The sequence below is a fragment of the Pantoea sp. EABMAA-21 genome (genome assembly GCF_030053335.1).
Lineage (GTDB): Bacteria > Pseudomonadota > Gammaproteobacteria > Enterobacterales > Enterobacteriaceae > Pantoea > Pantoea communis.
The window spans coordinates 44,674-70,696 of sequence record NZ_JASGBX010000022.1; the positions used below are offsets into that span (position 1 = coordinate 44,674).

At 51.4% G+C, this 26,023-nt stretch carries 30 protein-coding genes; 17 read left to right on the forward strand and 13 right to left on the reverse strand.

What is annotated here, in order from left to right; translation table 11 throughout:
- The first annotated feature begins 87 nt into the window (after window positions 1–87).
- The 8 genes from QMZ65_RS23165 to QMZ65_RS23200 all read left to right on the forward strand — a co-directional run bounded on the left by QMZ65_RS23165 (window position 88) and on the right by QMZ65_RS23200 (window position 5,459).
- The gene (locus QMZ65_RS23165) at window positions 88–960 is read left to right on the forward strand and encodes an alpha/beta fold hydrolase (protein WP_283216815.1); all 873 of its coding nucleotides are present in this window, start codon (window positions 88–90) and stop codon (window positions 958–960) included.
- A gap of 59 nt (window positions 961–1,019) precedes the next feature.
- Window positions 1,020–2,084, forward strand: a complete 1,065-nt coding sequence (ada, locus tag QMZ65_RS23170) for a bifunctional DNA-binding transcriptional regulator/O6-methylguanine-DNA methyltransferase Ada (protein WP_282981186.1) — start codon at window positions 1,020–1,022, stop codon at window positions 2,082–2,084.
- On the forward strand, window positions 2,081–2,818 hold the full coding sequence (locus QMZ65_RS23175) for a 2OG-Fe(II) oxygenase (protein WP_282981187.1): 738 nt from the start codon (window positions 2,081–2,083) through the stop codon (window positions 2,816–2,818). Before ada ends, QMZ65_RS23175 begins: the two co-directional genes overlap by 4 nt.
- Before the next feature lie 7 nt (window positions 2,819–2,825).
- The gene (gene alkB, locus QMZ65_RS23180; protein WP_283003297.1) at window positions 2,826–3,494 is read left to right on the forward strand and encodes a DNA oxidative demethylase AlkB; all 669 of its coding nucleotides are present in this window, start codon (window positions 2,826–2,828) and stop codon (window positions 3,492–3,494) included.
- A 3-nt stretch (window positions 3,495–3,497) separates the two neighbouring features.
- Complete coding sequence (locus QMZ65_RS23185; protein WP_282981189.1) at window positions 3,498–3,746, forward strand: hypothetical protein; 249 nt, start codon at window positions 3,498–3,500, stop codon at window positions 3,744–3,746.
- The gene (locus QMZ65_RS23190; protein WP_282981190.1) at window positions 3,709–3,978 is read left to right on the forward strand and encodes an Ada metal-binding domain-containing protein; all 270 of its coding nucleotides are present in this window, start codon (window positions 3,709–3,711) and stop codon (window positions 3,976–3,978) included. Before QMZ65_RS23185 ends, QMZ65_RS23190 begins: the two co-directional genes overlap by 38 nt.
- A gap of 189 nt (window positions 3,979–4,167) precedes the next feature.
- A complete protein-coding gene (locus QMZ65_RS23195) occupies window positions 4,168–4,614 on the forward strand; it encodes an ester cyclase (RefSeq protein ID WP_283003298.1) in 447 nt (148 codons plus the stop codon).
- 134 nt (window positions 4,615–4,748) lie between these two features.
- Window positions 4,749–5,459, forward strand: coding sequence for an alpha/beta hydrolase (locus QMZ65_RS23200; protein ID WP_283003299.1), 711 nt, complete (start codon window positions 4,749–4,751; stop codon window positions 5,457–5,459).
- A 398-nt stretch (window positions 5,460–5,857) separates the two neighbouring features.
- Here the strand turns inward: QMZ65_RS23200 and QMZ65_RS23205 are convergent, their stop codons facing one another.
- Both QMZ65_RS23205 and QMZ65_RS23210 read right to left on the reverse strand, forming a co-directional pair.
- Window positions 5,858–6,490 carry a glutathione S-transferase family protein gene (locus tag QMZ65_RS23205; RefSeq protein ID WP_283003300.1) on the reverse strand — a complete coding sequence of 211 codons (633 nt, stop codon included), beginning with the start codon at window positions 6,488–6,490 and terminating at the stop codon, window positions 5,858–5,860.
- A gap of 88 nt (window positions 6,491–6,578) precedes the next feature.
- Entirely contained in the window at window positions 6,579–7,466 is an 888-nt protein-coding gene (locus QMZ65_RS23210; protein ID WP_283216816.1) for an aldo/keto reductase, read from the reverse strand.
- Window positions 7,467–7,613: 147 nt separating this feature from the next.
- Here QMZ65_RS23210 and QMZ65_RS23215 point away from each other — a divergent pair, with 147 nt between their 5' ends.
- The gene (locus tag QMZ65_RS23215; protein ID WP_283216817.1) at window positions 7,614–7,871 is read left to right on the forward strand and encodes a hypothetical protein; all 258 of its coding nucleotides are present in this window, start codon (window positions 7,614–7,616) and stop codon (window positions 7,869–7,871) included.
- A 200-nt stretch (window positions 7,872–8,071) separates the two neighbouring features.
- Here the strand turns inward: QMZ65_RS23215 and QMZ65_RS23220 are convergent, their stop codons facing one another.
- From QMZ65_RS23220 to QMZ65_RS23230, 3 genes are read right to left on the reverse strand one after another with little or no spacing between them, the layout of a single operon-like run.
- On the reverse strand, window positions 8,072–9,898 hold the full coding sequence (locus QMZ65_RS23220; protein ID WP_283216818.1) for a CocE/NonD family hydrolase: 1,827 nt from the start codon (window positions 9,896–9,898) through the stop codon (window positions 8,072–8,074).
- 12 nt (window positions 9,899–9,910) lie between these two features.
- Window positions 9,911–11,317 carry a YfcC family protein gene (locus QMZ65_RS23225; RefSeq protein WP_283216819.1) on the reverse strand — a complete coding sequence of 469 codons (1,407 nt, stop codon included), beginning with the start codon at window positions 11,315–11,317 and terminating at the stop codon, window positions 9,911–9,913.
- Window positions 11,307–12,086 carry an IclR family transcriptional regulator gene (locus QMZ65_RS23230; protein WP_283216820.1) on the reverse strand — a complete coding sequence of 260 codons (780 nt, stop codon included), beginning with the start codon at window positions 12,084–12,086 and terminating at the stop codon, window positions 11,307–11,309. Before QMZ65_RS23230 ends, QMZ65_RS23225 begins: the two co-directional genes overlap by 11 nt.
- A 954-nt stretch (window positions 12,087–13,040) precedes the next feature.
- Here QMZ65_RS23230 and QMZ65_RS23235 point away from each other — a divergent pair.
- Both QMZ65_RS23235 and QMZ65_RS23240 read left to right on the forward strand, forming a co-directional pair.
- Window positions 13,041–13,403 carry a hypothetical protein gene (locus QMZ65_RS23235; protein WP_283216821.1) on the forward strand — a complete coding sequence of 121 codons (363 nt, stop codon included), beginning with the start codon at window positions 13,041–13,043 and terminating at the stop codon, window positions 13,401–13,403.
- Window positions 13,404–13,627: 224 nt separating this feature from the next.
- Complete coding sequence (locus QMZ65_RS23240; RefSeq protein WP_283216822.1) at window positions 13,628–13,873, forward strand: DUF2767 domain-containing protein; 246 nt, start codon at window positions 13,628–13,630, stop codon at window positions 13,871–13,873.
- A gap of 10 nt (window positions 13,874–13,883) precedes the next feature.
- Here QMZ65_RS23240 and QMZ65_RS23245 read toward each other — a convergent pair whose 3' ends face one another.
- Window positions 13,884–14,564 carry an SOS response-associated peptidase family protein gene (locus QMZ65_RS23245; protein ID WP_283216823.1) on the reverse strand — a complete coding sequence of 227 codons (681 nt, stop codon included), beginning with the start codon at window positions 14,562–14,564 and terminating at the stop codon, window positions 13,884–13,886.
- Between the two features lie 54 nt (window positions 14,565–14,618).
- On the opposite strand from QMZ65_RS23245, the gene QMZ65_RS23250 reads away from it, so the two are divergent.
- On the forward strand, window positions 14,619–14,864 hold the full coding sequence (locus QMZ65_RS23250) for a DNA polymerase III subunit theta (protein WP_283216824.1): 246 nt from the start codon (window positions 14,619–14,621) through the stop codon (window positions 14,862–14,864).
- Window positions 14,865–14,915: 51 nt separating this feature from the next.
- On the opposite strand, the gene QMZ65_RS23255 is transcribed toward QMZ65_RS23250, so the two are convergent.
- The 7 genes from QMZ65_RS23255 to QMZ65_RS23285 form a co-directional block, all read right to left on the reverse strand.
- Window positions 14,916–15,149, reverse strand: a complete 234-nt coding sequence (locus tag QMZ65_RS23255) for a hypothetical protein (protein WP_283216825.1) — start codon at window positions 15,147–15,149, stop codon at window positions 14,916–14,918.
- A gap of 23 nt (window positions 15,150–15,172) precedes the next feature.
- Window positions 15,173–15,367, reverse strand: coding sequence for an Rpn family recombination-promoting nuclease/putative transposase (locus tag QMZ65_RS23260; protein WP_502921542.1), 195 nt, complete (start codon window positions 15,365–15,367; stop codon window positions 15,173–15,175).
- A 12-nt stretch (window positions 15,368–15,379) separates the two neighbouring features.
- Window positions 15,380–16,315: an Rpn family recombination-promoting nuclease/putative transposase gene (locus tag QMZ65_RS23265; RefSeq protein WP_283216826.1), complete on the reverse strand. Its 936-nt coding sequence runs from the start codon at window positions 16,313–16,315 to the stop codon at window positions 15,380–15,382.
- Window positions 16,316–16,387: 72 nt separating this feature from the next.
- Window positions 16,388–16,861, reverse strand: coding sequence for a hypothetical protein (locus QMZ65_RS23270; protein WP_283216827.1), 474 nt, complete (start codon window positions 16,859–16,861; stop codon window positions 16,388–16,390).
- 68 nt (window positions 16,862–16,929) lie between these two features.
- Entirely contained in the window at window positions 16,930–17,784 is an 855-nt protein-coding gene (locus tag QMZ65_RS23275) for a hypothetical protein (RefSeq protein ID WP_283216828.1), read from the reverse strand.
- Between the two features lie 449 nt (window positions 17,785–18,233).
- Window positions 18,234–18,794, reverse strand: a complete 561-nt coding sequence (locus QMZ65_RS23280; protein ID WP_283216829.1) for a hypothetical protein — start codon at window positions 18,792–18,794, stop codon at window positions 18,234–18,236.
- A gap of 18 nt (window positions 18,795–18,812) precedes the next feature.
- Window positions 18,813–22,076: a P-loop NTPase fold protein gene (locus QMZ65_RS23285; protein WP_283216830.1), complete on the reverse strand. Its 3,264-nt coding sequence runs from the start codon at window positions 22,074–22,076 to the stop codon at window positions 18,813–18,815.
- A gap of 740 nt (window positions 22,077–22,816) precedes the next feature.
- On the opposite strand from QMZ65_RS23285, the gene QMZ65_RS23290 reads away from it, so the two are divergent.
- From QMZ65_RS23290 to QMZ65_RS23310, 5 genes are all read left to right on the forward strand, one after another.
- On the forward strand, window positions 22,817–23,173 hold the full coding sequence (locus tag QMZ65_RS23290) for a hypothetical protein (RefSeq protein ID WP_283216831.1): 357 nt from the start codon (window positions 22,817–22,819) through the stop codon (window positions 23,171–23,173).
- Between the two features lie 40 nt (window positions 23,174–23,213).
- Complete coding sequence (locus QMZ65_RS23295; protein ID WP_283216832.1) at window positions 23,214–23,897, forward strand: hypothetical protein; 684 nt, start codon at window positions 23,214–23,216, stop codon at window positions 23,895–23,897.
- Window positions 23,894–24,682, forward strand: coding sequence for a site-specific integrase (locus QMZ65_RS23300; RefSeq protein ID WP_283216833.1), 789 nt, complete (start codon window positions 23,894–23,896; stop codon window positions 24,680–24,682). The genes QMZ65_RS23295 and QMZ65_RS23300 overlap by 4 nt, the downstream gene beginning before the upstream one ends.
- 149 nt (window positions 24,683–24,831) lie before the next feature.
- Window positions 24,832–25,626 (forward strand): ParA family protein, encoded by a 795-nt coding sequence (locus QMZ65_RS23305; protein ID WP_283216834.1) that lies wholly within the window; start codon window positions 24,832–24,834, stop codon window positions 25,624–25,626.
- Window positions 25,613–25,864 carry a hypothetical protein gene (locus tag QMZ65_RS23310; protein WP_283216835.1) on the forward strand — a complete coding sequence of 84 codons (252 nt, stop codon included), beginning with the start codon at window positions 25,613–25,615 and terminating at the stop codon, window positions 25,862–25,864. The genes QMZ65_RS23305 and QMZ65_RS23310 overlap by 14 nt, the downstream gene beginning before the upstream one ends.
- The last annotated feature ends 159 nt before the right edge of the window (window positions 25,865–26,023 follow it).

Here is a 26,023-nt window from a genome sequence, read left to right on the forward strand (position 1 = left end):
GTCCTGCGGTGAGCATTTCACCACAATAGCAGCCTGACAGTAATGACATCGCCGGCCGTCAGGCCAGCCTGATAACAGAGGTGAATTATGACGCATACAGAATTTGATGCACTCCGCCGTACGGTAACGGTCCCAGAAGGTACCATCAGCTATGCCGAACAGGGGAACGGCCCCGTGGCCCTTTTCGTTCACGGGCTGATGGTTAATGGTTATCTGTGGCGTCATCAGCTGGCGGCTCTCAGTGATATCCGGCGCTGTATTGCGGTGGACCTGATGGCCCATGGACATACGGAAACGCCAGTTTCGCAGAACGTCTCTTTTGAAGCACAGGCTGACATGCTGGATGCTTTTCTCGACAGCCTTGATATTGACGCCGTCGATCTGGTTGCCAGCGACAGTGGTGTCGGGATAGCACAGATATTCGCCGTGCGTTATCCGTCCCGCGTCCGAAGTCTTGTACTGACCAACGGTGACGTCCATGACAACTGGCCACCGCAGTCGTTCTCCGGTTTTCTCGACATGGTTAAAGCCGGAGGGCTCAGAGACACGCTTCGCGGCATGGTTGAACATCCTGATAACTACCGCGCAGAGACCGGTTTCGGGCTTGCCTATGCCCGGCCTGAGAACGTGTCTGACGAAACGGTACAGGCCTATATCGGGCCACTGCTTCGGAGCGAAAACACGGTAGAAAATCTCAAACGATTTGTACTGGCGTTTGACAATCAGCAGACCGTTCGCATCGAAAAAGCACTGCAGCAGGTTGCCGCACCGGCTCTGATTGTGTGGGGAACCGATGATCCCTTCTTCCCCGCACAGTGGGCCAGCTGGCTTGCGAAGACGCTGCCGGGTACGCGGGAGTGTATTGAACTGCCGGGTGAGCGAATGCTTTTCCCGGAGGAACAACCCGCCGCGTTTAACCAGGCCCTGCGTGACTTTTTTGTGAAGCATTCAGCGGCCTGATGCGGGGCAGATCCGGTCAGCCGGTGGCTATGACCGGGTCTCGGATAACAGGTATACATATGAACAAAGTATCACAGTGGGCAACGGATGATGCGCGCTGGCAGGCTATTGTTGAGCGTAATAAAGACGCTAACGGTCATTTTGTGTATGGCGTACGCACGACCGGCGTTTACTGCCAGCCTTCCGGCGCGGCGCGCCTGCCGAAACGCGAAAACATTGAATTCTTCGACACGCCGGAAGCCGCGGAGGCACAGGGGTACCGCCCGAGTAAACGCCTGCGTCGGGGACAACCGGAACTGGAAACCGATCACTCTGCCAGGATTGCGGAAGCCTGCCGGTATATTGAAGCGTGCGAGGGAGAGGCAGCGCTGGCCGATATCGCCGTTCACGTGGGCATGAGTACGTTTCATTTCCACCGGCTGTTTAAGTCAATAACCGGACTGACGCCAAAAGCGTATGCCAGCGCACACCGTAATCAGCGACTGCGCGAGGCCCTGAACGACAATGTCAGCGTGACGGACGCCATATTCGATGCCGGTTTTAACTCGAACAGCCGCTTTTATGAAAATTCATCGGCAATGCTGGGAATGACGCCCAAAACGTGGCGGGCGGGGGGGAAGGGCACAACCATCTATTTTGCACTGGGCATCTGTTCACTGGGTGACATTCTGGTGGCGCAGAGCGACAAGGGGATCTGCGCCATTCTGCTTGGCGAGGACCCGGACGCCCTGCTGAAGGATCTGCAGGATAAATTCCCGCAGGCCGATCTGGTGGGAGGAGATGCTGATTTTGAGAAACTCGTTGCGCGGGTCGTAGGATTCGTTGAGGCACCGGAACTCGGACTGGATTTACCGCTGGATATCCGGGGAACGGCATTTCAGCAGCGCGTCTGGCAGGCTCTGCGCGATATTCCCGTTGGCGCAACGGTCAGTTATTCCGATATTGCGCTGCGGATAGGATCACCCAGAGCTGTCCGGGCCGTAGCCGGCGCCTGCGCGGCTAACATGCTGGCGGTGGCGATCCCCTGCCACCGCGTCGTGAAAAATGACGGTGCCCTGTCGGGATACCGCTGGGGCGTGGAGCGTAAGCGTGCCCTTCTGAATAAAGAGGCAAAAGTATCATGAGTAATACAGCACAAGGGCCGGCAACAACGTTGCTGCAGGATCGGCTAGGCAAAATTAACTGGGACTCCGTCAGCGAAGAGCTTTCTGCGTTTGGGTGTGCTCGTCTGCCGCAGCTGCTCACTCCGGAACTCTGTGACGGCCTCGCCGCACTGTACCCGGACGGCGATCGCTTCCGTACGCATATCCATCTCGCAAGGCACGGATTCGGAAAAGGGGAATACAAATATTTCAGCTATCCGCTACCGGACCCTGTTACGACGCTGCGCACAGAGCTGTATCCGGGACTGGCAGACATTGCCAACCGGTGGAACACCCTGATGAATATTGATGTACATTATCCGCCAACTCATCAGGCTTATCTTGAAAAGTGTCACGCCGCAGGTCAGACCCGACCGACGCCGTTACTGTTACAGTATGCGCAGGGGGATTACAATTGCCTTCATCAGGATCTATACGGCGATCTGGTTTTCCCGCTGCAGGTGGCCTTTCTGCTTTCTGAACCGGACGTTGATTTTACCGGCGGTGAATTTGTCATGACCGAGCAGCGTCCGCGGATGCAGACGCGGCCCGAAGTGGTGCGCCTTGGTAAGGGAGATGCGGTAATTTTCGCCGTTCATCACCGACCGGTACAGGGCACTAAAGGCATTTATCGCGTCAATATGCGACACGGCGTCAGCAAAATACGCAGCGGCCAGCGCCATACGCTGGGCGTGATTTTCCACGACGCTCAGTGATCCCCTTATGATAGAGGATCTCTTTTCAGATGATGACAGCATGGTGCGACAGTGGGAAGAAAAGGTCGCGCCGGGCGCCACTATTCTGCGGGGATTCGCCGGTGACGACACAGCACGGCTGCTTGGAAGCATAAGCACTATAGCCAGCATGGCACCATTCAGACAGCTCCGCACCCCTGGCGGACACGTTATGTCAGTCAGTATGACCAGCTGCGGAGATCTGGGCTGGATGAGCGACGAATTCGGGTACCGGTATACGGCAACCGATCCTGACACAGGGCGGAGCTGGCCATCCATGCCCGGCGAGTTCCGTCAGCTGGCAGAAATGGCAGCCGCGGCGGCGGGATATCCGTCGTTCAGCCCCGACGCCTGTCTGATCAACCGATATTCCCCGGGCGCAAGGCTGACCCTGCATCAGGACAAAAACGAACGCGATATGTCTCAACCCATCGTTTCCGTGTCGCTGGGACTGCCGGCCGTCTTCCTGTTCGGCGGGCTGAGCCGGGAACAGGCATGCGCCCGATATATTCTCACACAGGGCGATGTGATGGTCTGGGGAGGCCCCTCCCGCCTTAACTACCACGGCGTTCTGCCGCTGAAGGGCGGGATCCCACCCTGGCCGTCGACAGAATGCGTTCGCTTTAACCTGACGTTCAGGCGAGTCAGGACGCACTGAGGAATGAATATGACATCCGGTCATGAAAGAGCGTTCGTCAGCGATGTTGCCGCCATGCTGGGCGAAATGGTCATTCGCTGTCATCTGAAGGGCATTACGGTCAGTGACGACAATCTGAAAGCCTGCCTGTCATCCTTTGACTTTACGGGTGATCCGCACTGGCGCGCGGTGTGCCGGTACGCCCTGTCCATACTTGATAACAACTGGAGTGACGATGAAAACATCATGGACCCTGCTGGGGAGCGACGGTAAACCTTATGAAAGCCGAACTCCGGGGCGGCTTGGTGGCCATCGCAGGAATAAGATTTACGGGCGCATGGACTGTCCGGCTGCGCTCAGAGCGCTGGCAAAGGGCCACTATGTCAAACACCGCGTTTTCTTTGCGGATGAAATGACGGCGATCGCCGCCGGCTATCGTCCCTGCGGAACCTGCATGAAAGAAAAATATCGGGAATGGAAAGCGTCGCAGACCCGTCCTGAATAACCGCCAGTTATCGTCGCGTCATTTTCAGGAAAGTAAAACCTGATTTTTTTTATTTTTTTCCTTTGCCATAAACTCACGAAAAATATATTCAGTTAGCAAGAAACAGAGGTTTTCATAAAGACGAAGTCGGTATCTTTAACCTCGCGGTGAACGACAGCCGCATGACTAAAGATAACAGGAGTAGGGATTATGAGTAAAAATAAAGAACTGGTCGCCAAATGGTTTGATTCAGTCTGGGGTGCAAACTATAACCCGGAAGTTATTCGCGAACTGGCGGCGGATGATATTTTCTTCCACTATCCAATGCACGGTGAATTCCGCGGTCCGGAAGCGGTCATCGCCATGCTGACTGACTTCCGTGAATCTTTCCAGGATCTGAACTTCTGGGCAACCGGTGAGCTGATCGAAGAAGGTAATAAAGTGGTTGCCACCTGGGACGGCGGCGGTACGCATACCGGTAAAGCCTTCACTGAGTCGCCATTCGGTGGACCTCTGCCGGCCAATTCCGGTAAGGTCATTCGTTTCACCGGCACCACCATTATCGAAATTGAAAACGGTAAGGTGAAATCCGAAGTGGGTCAGGAAGGTGCTATTGACGCACTTCTGCAGATGGGCCTGGTAAAAAAAACCAGCTGATGTCTGCGTGACTGAACCGGCGCTGTGTCTTCCAGGGAAGGACGTGTAGTGTCTGCCGGTCAGTCAGCTCCGATACCCTCAGAAAAAGCCGGGAATAACATCCTGGCTTTTTTCATTGTCTTCAGAGAATCATAATGAATGAATCTGATGAAATCAGCAGCAATCTGTTCCCGTCCATGCATGAACCCGACACGACCGCCGTTAAGCGATACACGCTGACGCTGTCGGATTATTCAGCATCCTTATCGCTTCCTTCACTCAAAAGCAGCGCGCCAGCTCCCTTAGTTATCTTCTTCCACGGAGCGGGCGGCGAAGATGGAGGTGCACTGGCTCAGCTGCATAACCTGTCGGAGACGTTCCGGTTCATTCTTTTTGCTCCCCGCTCCGGTGCGGATTCATGGGATCTGCTGCGCGGCGGATGGGGTGAGGATGCAGACGCTGTTGTCCGGCAGCTGGCGTGGCTGAAGAATCGGTACACGATAGATGACAAACATATTGTGATGGCAGGCTTTTCCGATGGCGCATCCTATGCGCTCAGCCTGGGAGGGCGCTGTGCTGAGGTTACCCACATCGTTGCCTGGTCACCGGGATTTTATCTGGGAAACGTTACGGGGAAAAATATCTTTATCAGTCATGCAGATAATGACAGAGTCTTACCCTACTGCATGACGCAGCGCATGGCGCGTGAGCTAGAGGTGAATAACAACAACCTTATTTTCCGTTTCCATCAGGCGGGACACTCCGTGCCGGGTACGTTTGTGGAGGATGCACTACATTACTGCCTGGCTGCGGACAGGATCGGCTGTGAGCAAAAAGAACCGCCTGTAAAAACAGAAAAGCGCTGAGGACATTTACCCCTCTACTGTCAGGATGCTTACCCGGCAGAGAATAATGCCAGTCAGTGCGGATCGTTTAAAAACTCATGCCTTTTACCGGGTTTGCTTAAATGAACATGCGCAAAGGGGGCGCTTGTGAAGAGGGTGTCAGCCGGGTCCGATTCATTCGCCGGTCTGTGCCGGTACCCGCGCCGGGAGGACGGCGTCGGCTCCGGATAAGGGCGGTTTTTTATCAGCAGTGAGGGCGTTCAGGATTTCTTGCGCGCTGAAGGACCCCGATATTTATCCTGAACACGTCTCACCGGCGTCTACACATTATGCAGCGACAGGACTGAATATGCTTTTTAAAGTGAGAACATGGCGCCTCCCGATAAACCGGAAGTGCCATGCGGGGGAGTTTGACGCGATTACAGCTCAGTTGATTCCTGCCTGAGCGCCGCAGTCACGCTATCATCCCTGCCCATGTGCTTATAAAAGCGGTCCAGCGAAGGATAATCTGTCAGTTTTACGTCGAGCATTTTAGACCAGCGCAGAATGACCAGAAGATAAGGGTCAGCCACGGAGCGCCTGTTATTCACAAGCCAGCGGTTTTTACCCATCGCATCGTTCAGTATGCCGAGATGATGAACGAGCGTCTGCAGCGCTTTGCTTTTCACCTCCGCTTTCACGTCGGCGGTCCCGGGTATCCGTTCAGGGTGGAGCAGCGGAGTGAACGTCTTATGCACATCGGAATTAATGTAGCCCAGCCAGCGCAGGACGCTGATCTCTCCCCGTGAAGAAGGGTCTCCCAGCAGTCCGGCCTCCGGAAACTCCTGTGCCAGGCAGAACAGAATGGCAATGTTCTGACTCAGCGTCCATTTTTTTCCGGGAAAGTCTGCTTTCAGCACCGGAACGGTACCGGATGGGTTCATCATCAGAAAACTCTGCGAACGGCGGGTTTTTTCATCTGTTTTTACAAGAACATAATCCGCTCCCGTCCAGTTCAGTACTATGTGCGCCGCCAGCGAGCAATAGCCTGGCCAGTAATACAGCGTGTACATATTCGTTCCTCCTTATTAGCACAGCCTTTAACCGGCTGTGCAGGGATGTACCATCCGGGCGTCGTTTCCCCCGGATGACCCGGCCTCATCAGGCCCCTGGTCCTGGCGTTTCTGGCGCCTCGCGTCCCAGCTGGTCCAGCAGGCGAAACTCTTCGTCCGTAAGGTGAACACTGGCCGCCGCCACGTTCTCTTCGAGATGGCGGATTTTGCTTGTGCCCGGAATAGGCAGCAGGACCGGGCTTCGTTTCAGGACCCACGCAAGGGCGATCTGGCTCGGACTGTAACCCTTCTCTCTGGAGAGCGTGTCGAGTAACGACCCTGACTTGGCGAGATCCCCTGCTCCCAACGGGAACCATGGAATAAATCCGATATTGTTTTCCGTACAATAATCGAGCACGTCTTCATGTGTGCGGGTAACGAGATTAAACATGTTCTGAACTGACACTACCGGGAAGTGGCGTTGTGCACACTGAATCTGTTCAATACTGACTTCACTCAGGCCGGCGTGCCTGATCAGCCCCTCCTTCTGCATTTCTGCTATAACACCAAACTGTTCATCAGCGGGAACAAGAGGGTCAACACGATGCAGCTGCCAAAGGCCAATCTGTTCAACTCCGAGTTTGCGGAGGCTCATCAGAACGGTCTGGCGAAGATACTCAGGCCGGCCAACCGGTTTCCAGACATTCGGACCGTGACGGGTAAATCCGCCCTTGGTGGCAATCAACAGGTTGTCGTAAGGATGTAGCGCTTCCCGGATGAGTTCTTCACTGATATCAGGACCGTAGCTGTCAGCCGTATCGATGAAGTTAACCCCTATTTCCGGTAAGCGGCGCAGTGTTTCAAGGCAGGATTTTTTATCTGCCGGCGCTCCCCAGATGCCGTCCCCGACAATGCGCATTGCGCCATAGCCCAGTCGATTTATCGTGATATCACCCAGCGTGAACTGACCGGATGCCGATGCGTTTATCTCTGTCATAGGAACTCCATTGTGTGTATTTCTCATAAGCAGTGTACTGATACGCCAGACATGAACTCTCTGTTTATTGCTTTTCAATAAACGAAGTTGAATGCAGTTTAAAAGGATGCTATCCCTTTCTTTTACTCTGCAATGAGGAAAGTGAAGATGAGTCATGCGAACATAACGAAAGTTATTTTAAGCAGTGGTTATAGTCCGTCGGAAAAAAAAGAGCAGTTAATAAGTTCAGTACGGATGCTATCCTGTCATCGCGGGGAGGATTTTGAAAACACATGTAAGCTTTTACAAAAAAGAATAAATGTGGACGTTAATGGCATTGAGGATGAAGCGAAAATATTGCTGGCTTATTTTTATCTAAAAGAATTCTGCACTTCAGGGCAGGGTAACCTTGGTGAAGGAAAATAAGCGATATAGCAATTTTAATTCTCTGCGCCGGCAGCCTCACACAGATATTAAGTCCCCCAGAACGAGGCCATTTAAAGGCCTCTTCGTCAGCAGAACAAGTGGCTACAGGAACGGAGCCACTTGTTCTGCTGACGCATAATGTCCAGCTTACAAGTTTAAATTCATTCTCCTGAACAAATCAGTAACTATTTAAAACGCTCTCAGGTGGCTTCCAGCACTAACAAGGATAGATGTGAGGGGGTATGATTTCCGAACCAGACGGTGTTGCGGGCAATCCGGGTTACTCGTCCATCGCAGGGTTTAACGCCCGTATTTGGATTGCAATCGAAGTGGGGGAAGTTACTGCTCGCGATATCGAGTCGGAGACGATGTCCAGCCCTGAACAGGTTGCATGTCGCAAAAGGTGTGATAACCAACTCAATCTGCCTGTCGCCGGTAATGTCCCCGGCTGGCTCTCCACCGTTTCTGTATCTACATCTGATTATGCCGTCAGTAATATTCATTGCATATCCCTGAGGATAATCTTCATTCGGAGGATAGACGTCAATAAGCTTGGCGGTAAAATCGGTATCAGGCGCATCACTGCTTACCCATAGCGTAACGGCGATTTCTCCCGCAACGAGAAGATCCTGCTCAAGTACGGCTGTCTGAAAAGCCAGCACGTCTGCGCGGGCGCTGAGGGGTAAGCCATCTCCCCGGGTGCCAAAAAATTCCGGATATTCTCTCTGATCAAATGCCCCTCCCCTGAACACGGGTAATCCTGAGGTCAGCGATCCACCTATAGTGGGCACTGGATTGCGGGGGTCGGAGAGGTAATTTATGCAGTTCTGCGCGGCGGGTTTTTCTGAGGCAAGTTTTCCTCCCGCATCAAGCCAGAATGTTTTCTGAGTTGTGCCCTGCAGGGGCCATTTATCACTGTGAAGCCATTTTCCTCCATGGTCGAGTCGGCCCTGATGATTTTTTTTTCCGGTCCCGCCGCCCATACAAAACACAGAAACATCCGGGATTATTTTGTCGTTTTCGGAATGCCGGATGGTTTTATCAAACCATTTGAGTCTGCATTCAAGCCAGGTGGTTTCAATATTTCCGTCGAAGCAGGCCTGTTCTCCGAAATCCACATCACCGCTGAAGCTTTGGTTTCTGTCGCCATGTAACCACGGCCCCATAATCAGCCTGTGCCTGTGGCTACCTTTACCGAAGGCCCGGAAATTGTTTAGCGTAGAACTGACATAATTGTCATACCAGCTCGACATAAATAAAACCGGAATATCCGGCAGATCGTCATAACAGCCCTGTGCCCAGATACCGTTGCGCTTCCAGTATTCATCAAAATCGCAGTTATTCCATTGTTCAAACAGGTAGCTCTCATATTCCGGCACATGCCGAAGAGGTGAATGCCCCGGAAACCAGGGAAATCGTCTGAACCAGTCTGTAATATTTTCATTGTCAAGTGCATCGCGGATCCGCTGGTCCCCTTTGGCGCGGGGGCTTTCCTTCGCCTGTCTGTATGCCCAGGTGACCTGTTTCATTTCAAATGCACCTCCCTGGCGTATTCCACATTCCCACGCGTTACTGAAACCGCCGGAATCAAGAACCATAGCGCACAGTGCAGGAGGCTTAAGGCAGGCCATTGCCAGCTGAGTATGCGCGGCGTAGGACAGTCCCATGCTGCCTATCTTTCCGTTGCACCACGGCTGGCTGGCCAGCCATGAAAGTGTGTCGAACCCGTCCTCCCCTTCACCGGTATACTTAATGAAAGTACCCTCAGATTCATATCGTCCCCGGCAATCCTGAATAACCAGAACATACCCTCTGTCCGTGAAAGACCGCGCCATCTCCGTCCTGGAGATTTTCGCTCCATCAGAAGTGGATTCTGAACGTGAGTATTTATTTTTTCCGTAAGGTGTACGCTCTATAATAACCGGCCAGCAGCCTGTGCCGGAAGGAAGATAAATATCCGTTGATAATTTTATCCCATCGCGCATGGGTATCATTACGTTCATCATATGACGGTCGTCAGTAATCATTATATTCTCCGGTCAGTATCCCGTGTAAATTGCAAAGCTGAGCATGCCGATTGCCATAAGGGCATATATAAAGAAAAGAGGAAGAATGAATTTCGCCCACTGAGCCCAGCCTACCTGTGCCGCGGCCAGAAGCACTAACAGTCCGCTTGATGTGGGTGTTATTAAATTTGTCAGGCCGTGCCCCAGCAAAAAAGCAAGCACGGTGCTCTGGGCTGATACTCCTGATAACTGACCCAGCGGTGCCATGACAGGCATGGTCACAGCCGCCTGACCGGAGGTAGAAGGTATAGCAAAATCCAGTATTAGCTGAGTTGTAAACATACTGTATGCGGATACCAGCGGGCCGTGATTACTCACCAGATTAGACAGATTAAAAATAATCGTATCCAGAACCTGAGCTTTAGTGAGGACAATTTCAACGGCGGTTGCGAGTCCAATAAGTAAAGCTGCAATAAGCGTCTTCTTCATTCCTTCAACAAAAGCATCAGCGCATGCGTTAGCGCTCATGCCGGAGAATGCGGATATTACAATGCTCATGAAAAGATACCAGGCAGCAATATCATTGTTTTTCCAGTGCCATTTTTGCGCGCCAAAAACCATTGCAGCTACACCTGATATCAGCAGCAAAAGAAGCATACGCTGTCTGCCGGTCAGGGTCGTTTCGCCCCCTGTTTCCCGCTGATATGGCAGACAGCCGTGTCTGCGTATCGCCATAATCATAAACAGAACGCCAGTTATAAGAAAAATGATATAACCGCCAATTCTCAGAGGCATACCGCTAAACAGTGGCACGCCTGCCAGCGGCTGTGCGATGGTCAGCGCGTAGGGATTGGTAACTGAAGACATGTATCCAAGCTTTACAGAGATGGCGACTATCCCGAGGCCATAGATGGCAGGTAAACCTATCCGGGCTAAAAGCCCGACAACAAGGGGTACCAGCAGCAAGTATTCCTTTGCTAATCCCAGGAAGGTAGACCCTGCCGAAAAGCAGAGCATGAGCGCAGGCACAAGAACAATAATTCTGCCTTTGGTAATATAAAGTACTTTTTCAAGCCCTTTCATTATGGCTCCGGTCTGGTTAAGAATGCCGAACATCCCTCCAATAAACAGAACCATGATGATTAAACCGGATTGTTTAATTATTCCTTCCGGTATGGATCGAAGCGCCTGAATTATTCCAGCCGGCGAAGCTGATTGTGTATCGGGCTCTCCCGAAGACAAACCAAGAATATTTTCAGGCGTGCGGTTTTTATTAATAACGTGATATGTGCCGGCAATGATTTTTTTATCACTTCTTTGATATTCCCCGGAATCAATTATCCACGTCAGTACTACCGCCAGAATCAAGACAACAAGTAAAACAAGAGAAGGATTAGTATTCTTTTTTTCCTGTAATGCATTTTTTATTTCAGCAGTCATTTTCGCTCTCCAGATTGAGGGCCGTATACGCCCTCTCCAGGTGCTCTTTCGGACAGGCTAATTCAGCAGAGAGCTCGCATGAACAGGTCACAAGAGACTTTATGAACTGCCTCTCTTTATTCATCGCTCGCTCAGCAGGCGCACTAAGGCTCATAGACGCAACACACATCATATTTTCATCAAAAACCGGGACGGCAAACGCCCATATCCCCGGCGTTATAGCACCTTTGGTGATGGCAATATTTTTCTCACGAATGTTATTCAGATAATCCGTAAATCCGATGCCGTTTTCATTTTCTCTGATAAAGATTTCCTGCACCGCCTGTGGAGCAAATGCCAGAAGCACTTCGCCGGAAGCGCCCTCGCCAAGCCTTCTGCGATTTCCTGCACGGCTTCTTACCTGTAATGGTTGCATTGAAGCCCTTGACATAATTTGTACCATTTCATCATGCTCACGGACCCGGATCTGAAGATTTTCATCATGCATTGACTGCAAATGGTCGAGGATCGGACCTGCGAGCCTGACGAGAGTGTTCTGCTCTTTTGCGCTTCGCCCTACCACAAGAGCCTGATAACCCAGCCTGTAAACAACCGGTTCTCCGGACTTAACGATGTAATGCCTGTCTTCCAGCGTACACATAAGCCTGTAGACGCGGGATTTATTGATGCCGCTCACTCTGGATAATTCTGTAAGACCCATTGCGCCTTTTTCAGCAATGATATTCATCAGCCTGAGCGCGATATCCACACTCGCAACGAGATGTTCCATACTGCCTCTGCATGGTTTGATAGGCGAACCGTTGTTTCATTTTAATGGAGAACCAGACTCGCATATTGTTCATGCAGATACAAGAATGCACCGAAATACTAATTTATTTGTTCTTCTTGGTTTAATAATCTGTTTTATGTTTTTTAGTGATGTTAGATGATGGTTCAGTAAGCCATTTGCAGGAGTTTTAACTTTATTTAAAAAGCAATAATCTGAACAGGTTTTATAAAAAATGATGCCTGGATCAAGATATCAGGTTTTTTTATGTTTCATAACGCAAGAAAAACGTAAATGTGTACATCTGAATGTAGTTTCATCAGATTGCTGCAACGATCCTGTCACAAATCAATTTTGTGATTCTATCAGGTTACGAGTGTTTATCGTTCAGGGTTGGGTCTGATGTCGTGACGGTCTATTAAAGACATTTATTTTCAATTTCTACCGAATGCCTTTATATTCACCTGAATAATAAGATGGAAAAAATTATTCACGGATGACTCGGTTGTCATTTTACAAACAGGGGATTCAGAGTAAGGGGGAACCTTCTCCGGACAATAAATGCCGGAACGGGTTTGCTGACTTAAAAACGTCGATGCAGATCGGTCGCCGCACACGCTCTTGGTTAATGCATCAATGCGCCGGAGCATCTGCCTGTCTCGGGATATATCAATTCGCTTGATGCCGCCATCCCTTCCATTTTTATCAAACCAGGCCCCCTAAAGGATTGCTCCAGAAAGACGTGGTAGCGTACTGCTTCGGCGTTTTTATTTATTTCAGAGTATAAAATTTTCAACTCCGCAGGAACTGTCGCCAAACCCGCGCGTTTTATTACTAAACAGCATCGGTATCAGATCAGATATCCAGCCAGGACCGGCTGCACTACAATGCTTATTTGTGATCGTGGCCAGCATGCACTGCTGCCTGCGGATTTTTGATGAGTTCCTCTGAGGATGTATGACCGAGAACGAAGAAGCAGAGTTTGCACAGCTGATGGGTGTCGGAATAAAACAGTGCGTGGTGTGGTACCGCGATCAGGATTTCAGCCGGATGAACGAGGACGCGCGGGCGGAGCTGGAAAGTATCTTCAGCCCCGGCGACGAGTACGACGTCAGCGCCAGCCTGCAGATTGGCTTTAATATGATGATGATTGGTCAGCTGTGGGAGGACAGGCGCTTCATGGACTTCGCTGCCAGGGCCGCCCGCACGTCCTGTGACGGGAAAACCATGGGGAAACTTCCCGGAAAAATGGCCCTGAGGCAGCTGCTGGATGAAGTCAGCGAAGCGCTCAGAGAGCCCAAATTTTACGAGACTGAATAGCCTGATGAATGCCGGGGCCATCTGCTGCCCCGGATGACCGGTCAGGTGCGGAGCTTTATCCCGGTCCTGCGACAGCTGTACATTGTGCAAAAAATGTACTCACACCGCCTGCGGCGGTGTTATTCTGAGACTGAATCTTCTCAGGCCGCGGAAACCCCTTCCTGAGCCCCCGTTTCACTGAAAATACGCATTCATTATCAGATACGACGTCAGCAGGAGTCCTTATGATATTTAGTGAAGATGAAACCGACAAAGAAATTTATCACAACGCCTGCTTTGCGGCCGGCATGTGCTGCATGCAGCTCGCCAGCGAGGACGGCGAAATAACCCGGGAACGGCTGGCCACCGAGCTGATCCGTCTGCTGGGCGCCTGCATTGAGAAAAAGGACTTATGCCCCTCTTCACTGATTTTCGCGATTGAACAGCTGCGCGGCGAACCGGATGAGGAAGCAGAAGAAGCCCCCCGCTAGGCCAGACGCGTCAGCCATCACCTTCCGGGACGGGCACAACCAGCTCCCTGCCCTGATTATGAATGTTGCCCACCTTTCTGCTGACCGGATGCCACGCAAACGCCTTTTCCGGCAGGGCGGCGTCATGGGCAATTTCTTCTGCCCGCGAGGGCGACGTCTCCGGGCTCAGCCACTCACGGACGGCGTCAGGGGAAAGCACGAGCGGGCGCCGGTCGTGAATCTCGACCATGCCCTGACTGCTCGCCGCCGTCACAATGACAAACCCTTCTTTGCCGTGATCCTCTCCGTAAGGCGGTTTACCGATCGCGGCAAAAAAGAGCGGGCGATCGTCCCGGTGGTGGATAAAAAAGGGCTGTTTGCCTTTTTCCTGTTTCTGCCATTCAAACCAGCCATTTGCGGGCACGACGGCACGTCCGTGGTGCCACAGAGGCTTAAACATCCGCCCGCTGGCCGCCGTTTCTCCACGTGCGTTAATCAGCGGCTGCTTATCCCACCATTCGGGTCCGTACCCCCAGAAAACCGGGTCGAGATGCAGCTGATCCTCCCGGTCATTCAGCAGCAGCACCTTCGTGCCGGGTGCTACGTTATACCGCCCGATGGGCTCAGGGTCGAACGTGATTTCATCCGGTTTCTGGCCGAGCGCGTCAAAATACTCATCACGGCTGCTGTACTGCGCAAATCGTCCGCACATAGTCACCTCCAGCTGTAAGGATAGCGGGGTATACTGACGTCAGGAGGATTTCACATGTCACATAATTTAGCCGCACGCAGCCCGGAAGAACGGGCGAAGGTTAACGTGGATCTTGCCGCCTCAGGCGTGGCGTACAGAGAGCGCCTCAATCTGCCCGTTATCCCGTCTGAGGCTGAAAGGCAGCAGCCGGAGGAACTGCGCGAATACTTCAGGGAACGGCTGCAGTATTACCGCAATCTGGCCCTGCAGTACCCGCGCGGGACCGATCCGGTTTATCAGAAAGAACCAAAGGGGGAATGAAGGAGGTTAACGTCCGGGTCAATTCAGACACGAGCCCCGGCTGGGGCTCTTTTACTTCCGATGTGATGAAGAAAACGAGCCCAGCATAATGCCGGTCATTGCGAGCCCGGTAATATAGAGCCCCGCTATCACGATCATGCCGGTCAGCCCCGTCAGCTGGCTGGTTTCAAACCACGAGGTCATCAGATGAGCGCCCTCATCCAGCGCCGTGCGTAATCCAGCCGGCAGCCAGGACGACAGCAGTTGCGCGCCGCCGTCCAGCAATCCCGTCAGCTCATTAGCCATGGTTTCGTTATCCTGTTTTTCAGTCAGTGGCGAATTTTTGCGAGGTCTTCATCCGACAGTCCGGTCAGCTCTCTCACTGATTCCAGCGGAATGCCTTTCTGCAGCAGGTTGCGGGCGACCTCCATTTTGCCTTCCTGACGTCCTTCCTGTCGCCCTTTCTCCAGTCCCTTCTGCTCCAGCTGCTGTGCAATCGTCATCATTTCGCCCTTATGCTCCACCTGCGTGCTCTGTCAGTGACGGAGGGAGGAAAGGTCTTCATCCGACAGTCCGGTCAGCTCCTTAACCGACTGCAGGGGCATGCCGGAGCGCAGCAGGTTACGGGCCACTTCAAGCTTCCCTTTCTGCTCTCCGATCTGCAGACCTTCCAGGCGTCCGGTTTCGATGCCTTCCTGACGCCCTTTCTCGATACCTTTCTGTTCCAGTTGCTGTGCAATCGTCATCAGTTCGTCCTCATGCTGCGGCACTCTCTGCGCCAGGTTGCGTACGAAGGCTTCGGCGTCGTCGGTTTCGCCCGCCTGTACGAGGTAGTTTATCAGCGAAACCAGCTGCTGTCCCGTGAGGTGGCCGGCCATCAGGGTGGCGGCCAGCCGGTCCAGCAGGTCAGCCAGGTCGCGCCGGTGGATGTGCTTCTGCAGCAGGGTCAGCGCGGCCATGCTGCGGTGATTCATGATCTCTTCGTCCGGAATGACCGTGACGTCGACCAGCGGGAACGGCGCTCCGTAAAGGCGGCCGGCCAGCGCCGGGTCATCGAACTCCTGCAGCCAGTCGGTGGAGTACGGATATGGGCTGCGCTTCCCTGTGTAAAACAGCACCGGGATGACCAGCGGCAGCTTTTTATGCCCGGCGTCGAGGTGGCGCTGCATGGCGGCCACGGCGTAGCGCATCAGGCGAAACGCCATGTGCCGGTCAGGCGTTGACTGGTGCTCGATCAGCACGTGAATGTAGCCGTCGCCGGCGGCGGTCTTCAGGCTGTAGAGCACGTCGCTGTAGTAGGCGCGCAGGTTTTCCTCCACAAAGCTGCCGGATTCCAGCTTCAGGGTGCTGAGGTCACAGACGGCGCGCAGCTCTGCCGGCAGATGCAGCTCAATGAAGTCACGGGCGGTGTCGGGATGCGTCAGGAAGGCCTTGAAGGCCGCGTCGTGAGGCACCGGTGTCGTTTTTTTCATGCGTTACATTCCTTTTCAGCGCAGCGGCCAGTTCGGCTGCTGGCAGAACAACGTTAAACAACTTCCGCACGGTCAGTGGTTTACGGATTCACCGGATGTACTGGCCGTAAAAGGCAGGAAGCCGGTCAGGACGTTTTCGGTCACGATTTTCAGTACCCGGTTTCGTCCGATGGCTTTTCCGTTCTCATCAAGGAAAACGCCGTTATCGCAGTGCATTCTGGTCGTGAGCGTCCCTTTCCAGGCGTTTTCATTGAAATCCTGCAGAGGATAGTCAGCGCGCCGGACGGAGTCTTTTTCCCGGTACATGACGCGGTCACCGGTGCAGTAAACCCCGACGGTCAGCTGATGGTCCGCATCAGAAAAGGTGACATCCCGCGCGCGATCGTACTCACCCTGCAGCGCCGCGTGGTTCAGGTGCAGGATGAGCAGCGCGGCCAGTATTGCAATGACCGGCAGACAGGCCTGAAACGACACCTTTTTCTGACGGTTCTGCAGAAAAATGACGATCACCAGGATAACGATCAGCGCTTCTGCCACATAAAACATTTTTACTCATCCTTTTGCGTTTTCACTGCCTGCTGTCTGTTCCCGCCCGTACAGCGGTGTGGTGCGCATCAGGCCGCGTGAAAATCCAGACGGCGGTCTTCCAGCATGGTGATAAGGCTGTTCATATCGAGCCCGCGCCTGTCACGGGTGATGTCCTGATACACTTCCAGCATGGCGTCGTACTGGGCATTCAGATCCCATTTACTCACGCCGTGTTTTTCCCAGATGGGCCTGGAGCCGTCACCCTCATCGATCCACTGCAGCAGAGCCGCCATCTGCGTCAGCCTTGGCTGGCTTTCCGGAAAACCACTGAACTGGAGCGTAAAGCCTTTACGCTCCTGCTGATAATCAACGATTGCGAGCTGCTTCTTCACATCATCGTAGTTACTCTCCCCGCGGGCCTTATCAAGCACACGGGTGATTTTGCTGAACAGATCCCTGATCTCCACCACCCGGGCGAGATCGCTGCAGACATCCCCGCAGGGTTCTGCTTCCATGAGAGAAATCACGTCATGAGACTGAAGGCTGCGATGAACCGACGTGAGGCCTGCACGGTCCAGCGAAAAAAACCAGTGCATACGCTGCAGGTAGACCTGACGTACCAGCGCGGACTCGGTGATGGTACTTCGTGGGTTATAAGAGCCGTTGTCCAGTACGTTCGGTGTGTTTCCCGGATTCTGATACAGGTAAGTCTGCTGTATCTGGAAATAGAGTCCCAGCCTCTGACCGAGCGGCATGCTTTCCTTCACCCGCTTCTGTTCACTGCGGCCGTAATGGCGTGCGATTCCCTGAGCGATAAATGAGCGCACCAGATCGGAACGGGTTGGTTTATAAGGCGTGTCGACGGAGGCAATGATGTCGTCCAGGTCACTCACTTCCTGCTGGGTAATACGCGTTTCGAGTCTCTGATCTTTTATATCCACAATGGCCTCGCTTGGTTTTTCATTAACCGTACATAATACATTAATGTACGGCGATGTACGTAAATGTACGTCTTTATAACGAAGGTGTACACCATTGCCGGTAAATATTTTCTTCCTCTCACCGCAGATCCGGAAAAAGGCAGAATCGGAAATCGATGAAGATGAGCGTTCTTGACAGGATACTTTGACGGACAATCGTGCCCGAAGAGAGCGCTTCACGGGCAAAAATGATGAACTGCCTGATCGCTGGTTGGACAGCCAGATGCTATTGGAGCAACATGCGTGAAGAGCAGAAAATTAGGAATGAATGCTGTGAGAACGGCCCGCATTTACCACAAACGAAGTTATAAATTATCGATTTAGCGAGTTTATCCTGAGGCCCATTTGCTGATTAACTTAAACAAAGGCCACCTAGGTGGCCTTAAAATATTTAGTCAGTCTCACACAGCTCAAAGCTGAAAGAGGTGACTAAACGCTTTCCTAGAAGCTTCAATATCACGATTCAGAGCCTGCATTTCAGGATCTTTGGCCAGCAACTCGTCAGCGGATTTACTCACCAGCCTGAAAAGTGTATGTCCATCCCCGATTTTTACAGGCCGGGTGGATATTTCGCCCTCGTGCTTCTGAATTTTATGGATCAATGAGCCGATTACTCCGCCGGACTCAATGGGCTCCGCCGGAACATAGGAGTCATATTCCTTAAACTGATCCAGCGTCAGGTCGATGTAATTTCCGTCCAGAATGACAATAACATGACTGTGTACAGTGGAGTTTTCTTCCTCACGGAATGTATTGTTCCCGCACATGTGGATAATAAAAGGATATAGCCCCTTATCCCACTCCATCAGATAACGTGCCAGAAAGTTACTGGCCAGATCGCAGCTGCCGCGGGGAAAGCCACTGAGCTCGCACCAGCGGGGCAGGTTTCGGTATTCATCTCCACGTACTGCAGCCACCTGCTCAAGTGCCTGACGAAAGGCTCTGATGCGAAATGTCGTTTCCTGTCTCATTTCTTCTTTCCTTTAGCATTAGATTTCATCGGGCTCCTCGGTCAGAACAGGAAGTCTTTTTTTAATGAACGCTGAACGGCTTATCACGTCGGAGAAAGCCACCTGGTTACCATTAATTACCTGACTTACAGTCACAGCTTCCGCCTTCGGCCAGGCACTGAATTTAAAGTGTTGTGAATTCAGCCATGCGCGCAGAATTTCGTCATCCAAAGACTCGCTGAACAGCGCTGCTATTGCCCGCCGTGAGGTATTTCCCTCTGGCTCGGTAAACTGAATAACATCCTTAAAATCATGGATAACTTTCACCCTTTTTTCTTTTGATGTATCCACTTCCATCAGGATGTCGTGAAGCTCTTTGAGTATTTCGGCGCGCTGTTTTTCCTCCAGGAAGGACCATATCAGCCGCACGCTGTTACTGCTTTTCAGCTGTACGCCGCCGAGGCTGCGGTACCAGTTTGCGAAAAGGCTGATACCTGTGGTCATGTGTACGTGATTCCCTGCGGATGCCATCCGGCTGAGGATAATGCTTCTGCGGTTTTCAGTACTTTTGAAGGCGCTGTAAAGCTGCTCCTGACTGGAGAAAATGTCCTGACTGAGTGTATACAGTTTTTCTTTCAGGTTAAGCAGCCGCTTATCGGAAAAAAGGTCTTCAAGGAATTCTGTACTTATGCTCCCCATGTTTTCTTCCGTAATTCTTCCTATCATTTTAACGTCACGATCGATAACCGGGCGCATATAATCCACGTCCTCAATTTCACGCTTGACTACCGGATAATAAGTAGTGATGTAGTCGATTGTGTTGATGTAGTTAAGGTGATTTTCTTTGAAAATTACTTTCAGGGACTTACTGACATAGGCGGACGAAACCGGGTCTTTTAAAGAGTCCATGACTATACTGAAATCCTTCATATAGCGGAAATAGAAAGACAGATGTTTTATGTAAGTTTCATCATCCTCATAACCTTCCCCATACTCAGGAATTTCAGAGTAACTTTTTGTTGCCACCAAGTGGGCGACCATATGTGCCGCGTATTCTTCCGGGTAATCTTCACTGATGACGGTCAGTTTTTTCAGCGGGGTTGTGGTTGAAGTCTCATACCATTCCGGGTTGAAAATTAAATACCGAAGGTCATGAATGTATTCAATGGGTGTTGAGCTGCGCAATGATGTCAGCTTGTCAGTGATATTCTCAGGGAAGTTGTCCCCCTTGTTTTGGATTAAACTTTCAACAGCCTTTGTTGAAAGCTTGAAAAAACGAATAACATCGGGGTGGAAGATATCGTGCGATTCACTCTCCAGCAAATGGCGGAGCATGTTTTCCTGCTCAGCTTCAGTCAGTATAAGAGCACTGATGCTGAGATGAGGCAGGTTATCTTTTTCATCCAGCAGGAATCTGGAATACAGATAGCCGTTTAAATCATTTTCTATTTCTTCAAGAAGATTTTCTTCGAAGAGTGCCGAATAGAAATTTGTTTCCTGAAGAAGGTTTTTAATATACACATCATCATTCTCCGGTTTTTTTTGTAGGGTATTCAGCTCCGTAATAACATGATTTTTCTGACGAATCATGAAGTCTTCAGTACTTACGTAACCCTTTTCTTTTAAAAATGTGAGGCTCTTGCTGAACGGTTCACGAAAGTTTTCCCGCTCAGACAAGGCATACGATGTGTTCAGTCTGGCCACGGCACCGGTTATTTCCTCCCTGATTTTACTTAATGCATCGTCTGGCAGTTTGATGACGGTTTCCATCCAGTCCTGCATAGTGAACCGCCCGGCACAGCGCTGCCATGCGTGAGAGAATCCATAAAGGCCGGACAGTTTCTCGAGGGGTTCCGCATCGTGATTTTTAACTGCATCAGTAAGGGGAGTATCAAAGAGCTCTGTCCGGGCCAGTTCACTGTCTGCCTGAAAGTGGATGCTCATTAAAAATTCGCTCCAGCGCCGGGTGTCGTGACTGAATATCCTGCCGAGCTGCGCCTGGGTTGCATACATCCTGTCCTCTTCCTGACTGACGGGAAGCGAGCTCTGGTCCTGCTCCCGGATTTCAAGCAGGCGGGTCACAGGTACTTCATCAGAATAGCGCACCACAAGGATATAAAGCGCCAGCAGCACGTGCCGCAGCGGTTCGCCGGCCGGAACCGTCATGTCCAGAATGTGAATGTCGTTGACCAGCTTCTTGAGCAGTCTCGGCGTAATGCGGGGATATTCAGAAGGACGCCAGCGTTCCAGCAGCTGTATGGACTCTGTGCAGCAGATCCCGTTATCTTCGCCTACGGTCTGCTTCCACATTTCCCTGAAGGCATCCTGCCAGCCAGCCGTGATGAGCGGTGGGACGGTAAACGTTACGGGAATGCGTTTTGCAATAAATTCCCGCCCGCTGTACCCCTCAACCATCAGGGATTTCGCTACGTGCCGCGCAGAATAAGGCACGATGATCCGAAACTGTCTGTGTGTGGTTCCCGCGATCAGCTCCATGTCGCTCCAGAGTTCTTTAACCTTGTCTGCGCTGATACGGTCAAGATTATCAATTATAAGGATAAACCTGGCGTCTGCCGGCACTGTCGGACTTTCTGTGAAGCCGGACAGCGCGTCAGTTAATTCAATGGTGCCAATCTCTTTGCTGACCAGCCATGTCTCTGAAATCCGGTCAACGCTGTTTTGCTTGAAGAGATCGCCTACGGTGATTATGTTTCCCACGATTGGCGACACTTTATTTTTCGTACGGCTTTTTACCCACAGAGATAACAAAAGAACACAGGGTGAGAGAATGGCTGTAATTTCTGTTGCCAGCACCCACCACGATGTTGTTTTTCCGCTCACGAGATAACTGTTGATATCAACAAGCAGATACCGGACCATCTGAACGGCAAGCAAACAACATAATATAAAAGAGACCGTCCACCAACTCAGCCGGCTGCTGACCTTTTTATCGTACTCGACGATATTTCCCAGTGCTTTATGTTTCAGCGTGTTCAGTGATTCTTTATCAACGCCCTGTCTCGCATGGATTCCGCGATGAATGACCTCGATTAACGCCTTTTTCGTGTTGCCGTGATGATATCTCTCTGCGTCAAACTCAATAAAGGTGTAATCATCAGAGAGGTCTTTCTTTATCAACTGGATTATCGTCGACTTTCCTGAACCCAACTCTCCTTCCAAGCCAATAATATTGATGTCGGATGTTTTTATTACCTCCGTCATCTTCCGTGCCACTTTATTATGGCTTTCTCCTCTGAACAGATCGCTGTCCGCGGGATGTTCATTCTGCAGCATCAGGGGCATGCACTCTCCTTTGCGCCCGTCTTTTCGGGCAAACAGTAAGACTGTCGATATTTCAGGCGGCGTGTGAAATGATAAGCGTTGCTTAGCTGTTCATCATAATGCTGAAGTTAGGAGTATTCCTAACAGATTTTATCTGTTCCTGTGGCAAAGACTGACTGACACTATATCGCTCCGGGGGTGTAAATGGCCGACATCTAGCGCTGGTTTTCACTCCATAAAGCGTAAATACGCCCTGTAAGATTTTTATGTAACGTCAGGCATACTTTATGCCTGCAGGGATTAAGTAAGTCACAAGGCTTATATTGAGTTGACATGAAACTTTTCTGTTTAATTCACTGTGTACTGCATTAAAGTTTCGCTCTTCTTTCCTGAGATCCGAAAAAGGATAGAACCGGATCATTCCTCTCCGTCGGCGGTTTTTCGCCCGAAATACTACATATAGTGGCTCGATCAGCTGCTCAGAGCACAACATACGGGATGCGTCAGGGAAGCGCCGGCAGGAAAACGGCGCCTGACCCGCCGCGACGGGCGCGCCACGCTTCCGGGAAAGTGCTATATTGGCAAAAAAGCGGATCCGGCGCAGAAGGTGATGCGGTAATTTAATAGAGTGTCTATATGTCTGCTTATTATAAAGTGAGGTATTATCGTTCAAGTTAAAACTTCCAGAATGAATCAATCAATAACTCAAAGTAATATTTACTTCCGTGACTACTAACCTTCAGGTCATAAAGGAGTTCAGGATGGGACGTGCCGTACCGTTAATAATTGGTCAGAAGGCATTTGCTTCCAAAAAAGCCGCCGTGGACTATTTCATGGGTCAGCGTGAGGAGCTTAAAGCCTCAGGCCCGGTAAAGAATGGCGAACTTTTCGGAGAGCTTAAGGCGCTCTATACGCGATATTGTGAGGTCACGCAGTGGGATCTGAGCAACAGGGTGATTTACGCGTTCAGCGTGGATTACGAACAGCGTAAGAACGGACAGGCCTGGACGTCACGCCTGTGCTACTGGGTGCAGTTTTCACCGAAGGACAGGCTGAGCTTTTCGGTCAGGGAAGCGGTGGATGCGATTACAAAATCTGGCACCACTGCACAACCGTAATTGAGGACGGGATTTAGCACTTTCAGGTGAGTATAAGTTTATGGTTGAGGGGATTTCGGTCTGGGTGCCGGTTATCAGCGCAGGAGCAGGTATCGTTGGTGCACTGAGCAGCCAATGGCTGTCGCATATTTTCATAACACGCCGTGAAAAGAGGGCGTCACAAGAAAAGCTGAATCGGGAGCGGTACTTTATCGGCACCGAGCTGGTCTTTCTGCTGGAGCAGTTCGCGGTGGGGTGCGCCGGCGTGACTAAGGAATTTGATTACACCTCCGGCGATAAAAACCCTCAGGTCTCCCGCCCCGTCCTCGATTACGCCGCTGTGACGGGGGACTGGCGTGCCCTTCCCGACCGGCTGATATACAGCATCCGCGAGCTGGCTGTCCTGCAGAAAGAAGCTGACAGATCCGTGGCCGTTTCACCCGGAAAGGACAACTCTTTTCATCATTTCGAAGTCGCCAGAGAGCGCCATTATCAGTATGCCCGGCTTGGCATCAAAGCAGTGATCATTGCCCGCCGTCTTCGTAATGAGGCTGGTTTTCCTGACACCAGACTGGACGCCATGCCCTGGTCAGCACAATGGGTGCTCTGGAAAGTCTGGCGGAATGAAAGACACCGACGGTCAGTCGAGGCCACTCTGCGGAGACAGGAGCTGGCCCGAATTGAGATTAAGAACGCAATGAGAAAACAAACAATGAATAACCCGCGCTGCGGAGACGGCCTATGATCACGTCTCCGATGAACCTCCCGGTTGTGGGACAGTTTCCGGCGCAGCAGCTGCCTGTGGCCATCGACTACCCCGCGGCGCTGGCGCTGCGCCAGATGGCCGCGCTGGTTGACGACCTGCCAAAGTACCTGCTGGCGCCGGAGGTCAGCGCCCTGCTCCACTTCATGCTCGACCTGCGCCGCAAAATGCTGTTCACCACGCTGTGGAACACCGGCGCGCGCATCAGCGAGGCGCTGGCGCTGACGCGGGGGGACTTCCTGCTGCGCCAGCAGTACCCGTTCGTGCAGCTGGCCACGCTCAAGCAGCGGGAGGACAAGGCGGAGCACCGGGCCGGACGCCGCGCCGCCGGCGTCGTGCCCCACCGCCTGGTACCGCTGTCCGACGCGCAGTACGTGACGCAGCTGGAGATGATGATAGCCACCCTGCGCATACCCATTGAGCGCCGGAGCGAAAAGACGGGGCGCACGGAGCGGGTGCGGCTGTGGGAGATTACCGACCGCACGGCGCGCACCTGGCTGAACGAGGCCACTGAAGCGGCGGCGTCAGAGGGGGTCAGTTTCTCAGTGCCGGTCACCCTGCACACCTTCCGGCACAGCTACGCCATGCACATGCTCTACGCCGGCACGCCGCTCAAGGCGCTGCAGAGCCTGCTCGGCCACAAGAGCGCGAAGTCGACGGAGATTTACACAAGAGTGTTTGCGCTGGACGTGGCGGCCCGGCACCGGGTGCAGTTCCAGATGCCGGGATATGATGCTGTGAATTTATTGAAAGGAATTAAAGGTTAACTTGCTGTAAATATTGATATAATCATAACTTAGTGTATATACATGAGTATATACATGAACATTATTTTGCATATACCTATGTATATACATTGACAGCGATCATCTATAAGTTAATATGCATATACTTTTGTATATACACGGTGGTGATTATGAAAAAGCCCTACATTATCTCTTTCGCTAATAGTAAAGGCGGTGTGGCCAAAACAACCAGCTGCATGTCCGTTGGTTGTTCATTAGCTTTGGCAGGCTATAAAACTCTGCTGATTGATTTAGATCATCAGGGAAATCTTAGTGATGATCTGGGACGTGGTGATGAGGATTACACCATCACGGACCTGTTTGCGGATCCTAAATTTGATATCAATAAGCTTATTTATTCAGCGATGGACGGTGAGGGCACGATTGCTAACCTAGATATCATACCTGCCGATATAACCCTTGCGGTTGAAGCCCGAAGTGCAGAAAGATTTCGCCATAGACTAAGCATTCTTGAAGAGGGTTTGAACAAGGTAAAAAATTCCTATGATTTCATCCTCATTGACCTTCGTCCTGCTATTGATTTGAGCATTGAAAACGCCCTGCTTATCACTGATAAAATTGTCATCCCTGTAGATATGGATAAGCGTGCAGTTAAAGGCATTAAAGATTTATTTCAGGTGGTTCAGGAAGTGCGAAGAAATGAGCCTTTTGTATATACACTTGTAAAGACAAAAGTAAACGAATCTCACTCCAAGATGAAAAAATCCATTGAGGGACTGATCGAAGAAGCCGGATATGTTGTAGCCAAGACCGAAATACGTCAGAGCGAGCTTTTTAAACAGGCGACCGATGTTCATCGTCCTGTAATGTTCTTCGCTAGAAATGAGCGTCCTTACAGAGATTATAAAGCTTTCACTCAAGAACTCCTGGAGCAAATAAAGGGGGCCGAAATTGGCAAGAAGTGATCGCATAACCAAAGGGGTTACCCGAGTTGCTGAGAAGCGCAACATCACAACGGGCAGACAGATGAACCTGCGGCTTACGGGTTTGGATGATGATGCTCTTTCTATGCTAGTTGAGAAAATGCAGGAATTACTTCCTCAGAAAAACATTACCCGTTCAAGAGTTTTACGCGCAGCCTGTTATTTAGATGATGATAAAATTCTCCAGAAGCTTGCTAACTTATTGATTGAAAACACGTGATAGACGTACTTGTATATGCAAGTGCATATACAAAAATTTAACTGTTACGAGTTTAGGAATGTTTTTTATGACAGGTATGTATATGCTTATGTATATACATACCTTACCGAAAAGTCTGACCATCTAAGTCATAAATGTATATGCAAAAACATATATATT